The following is a 1,764-nucleotide window of genomic DNA, read 5'->3' on the forward strand; positions in this document are numbered from 1 at the left end:
GCGTTGGCTCCGGCCACCAGCACGTGGACGTCGCCGCTGGCGCAGGCAATGCCCGCGGTCACGGTGTTGAGGGTCGCCGGCTTCAGCGTGGCGTGGTCGTGTTCGGCAATAACAAGTACGGTCATGATCAGATCACCTTCGCTTCGTTCTTGAGCTTGTCCACCAGCGTGGCAACGTCAGGCACCTTGATGCCGGCGCCGCGCTTCGGCGGTTCAGACACTTTCAAGGTCTTCAGACGCGGCTTGATGTCCACGCCGAGATCCTCCGGCTTCACSRTGTCGAGCTGCTTCTTCTTGGCCTTCATGATGTTCGGCAGAGTCACRTAGCGCGGCTCGTTCAGGCGCAGGTCGGTGGTGATCACCGCSGGAAGCGAGAGCGAGATGGTTTCCAGGCCACCGTCGACTTCACGCGTGACCTTGACCTTGTCACCGTCGATCTCGACCTTCGAGGCAAAGGTGGCCTGCGGAAGGTCGGCCAGCGCCGCCAGCATCTGGCCGGTCTGGTTGGCATCGTCATCGATGGCTTGCTTGCCGAGGATGATGAGTTGAGGTTGTTCCTTCTCGACCAAGGCCTTGAGCAGCTTGGCAACCGCCAGCGGCTGAAGCTCTTCAGTCGTCTCGACCAGGATGCCGCGATCGGCCCCGATGGCCATCGCCGCGCGCAGCGTCTCCTGGCACTTCGCATCGCCGCAGGACACGGCGATGATTTCCGTGGCGACGCCCCTTTCCTTCAACCGCACTGCCTCTTCGACGGCGATCTCGTCGAAGGGGTTCATGCTCATCTTGACGTTGGCGATGTCAACGTCCGTGCCATCAGACTTGACGTGAACCTTGACGTTGTAGTCGACGACCCGCTTCACGGGAACAAGAATCTTCAGCGACATTCAATCAATCCTGTTTTCAAGCGCGCCCTTCGCGCGCCATTGCGACCTGCGCACGGCGCGCCGGCGCATATGGTTCCTGACCCAGCGCCTGATGCAGCGCCTGTGTCACCTGGTAGTGCTCGGCCAGGCCCGTGCGCTCGAGCAGCGAGATCGGGCCTTCCGGATAGCCCAGGCCCAGGCAGAGGGTCTTGTCCATGTCCTCGGCGCTCGCCAGCTTCTCATCGAGGCGGCGCAAGGCCGCATTCAGGTAGGGGCGAATCAGGCGATCGACGATGCGACCCGGAAAGTCTCCGCACACTGCCACCTTCAGGCCCGCCGCCTCGAAGGCCGCCTTGGCGGCGGCGATGGCCGAGTCGCGCGTCTGTGGCTGGCGCACCAACTCCACGAGCGCGGTCGGATCTGCCCGGCCCAGTCGGAAGCGCGCAAATCCCACGACGTTGGAGCCTTCCTGGCCCCGGCTCTCGCTGGTGTGGACGCCCAGGCATTCAGTTCCCAGCTCGATCGCGACGAATGGGCAAGCCGCCAGTTCGCCCGCGGCTCCAAATGCTGCCCCGGCGCCCTCCCCGACGAAGACGCGGGCAGCGCCCTTTGCATCCGCCTGCTCGATGAACGCATGGGTTGCCGGAAACGAGCGGCTATCACCCGATTGAATGATGCGGTAGGTCGTCATGTCTCAAGCTCCGTACATCTTGCTGTCTGCATACCGGTGGAAACCGCGGCCGCTTTTCTTGCCCAACCAGCCTGCGGCCATCATGCGTTTGACCAACGGCGGGCATGCTGCGCGCGGCTCGTTGGTGATGCCGTGCATCGCCTCGCACAACAATTTCTGCGTGTCCATGCCGATCAGGTCCAGCAATTCCATGGGGCCCATCGCATAGCTC

General features: G+C 63.3%; 3 protein-coding genes and 1 pseudogene. All 4 read right to left on the reverse strand.

Annotated elements, in window-relative coordinates:
- Positions 1–125, reverse strand: a pseudogene (locus AC1DY5_RS54240) (electron transfer flavoprotein subunit alpha/FixB family protein); the annotation flags it as partial.
- Positions 126–127: 2 nt separating this feature from the next.
- Positions 128–877: an electron transfer flavoprotein subunit beta/FixA family protein gene (locus AC1DY5_RS54245; protein ID WP_478122462.1), complete on the reverse strand. Its 750-nt coding sequence runs from the start codon at positions 875–877 to the stop codon at positions 128–130.
- A 22-nt stretch (positions 878–899) separates the two neighbouring features.
- Entirely contained in the window at positions 900–1,553 is a 654-nt protein-coding gene (locus AC1DY5_RS54250; RefSeq protein ID WP_478122460.1) for a 3-hydroxyacyl-CoA dehydrogenase family protein, read from the reverse strand.
- A 3-nt stretch (positions 1,554–1,556) separates the two neighbouring features.
- Positions 1,557–1,764: 3-hydroxyacyl-CoA dehydrogenase family protein (locus AC1DY5_RS54255; protein WP_478122461.1), on the reverse strand; the 208-nt coding region annotated here is incomplete at its 5' end.

The organism is Variovorax sp. P4_D9, from assembly GCF_056401695.1.

Coding starts and splice junctions, on each gene's coding strand:
- AC1DY5_RS54250 (WP_478122460.1), bottom strand. CDS start 1,553: ATGACGACCTACCGCATCATTCAATCGGGTGATAGCCGCTCGTTTCCG.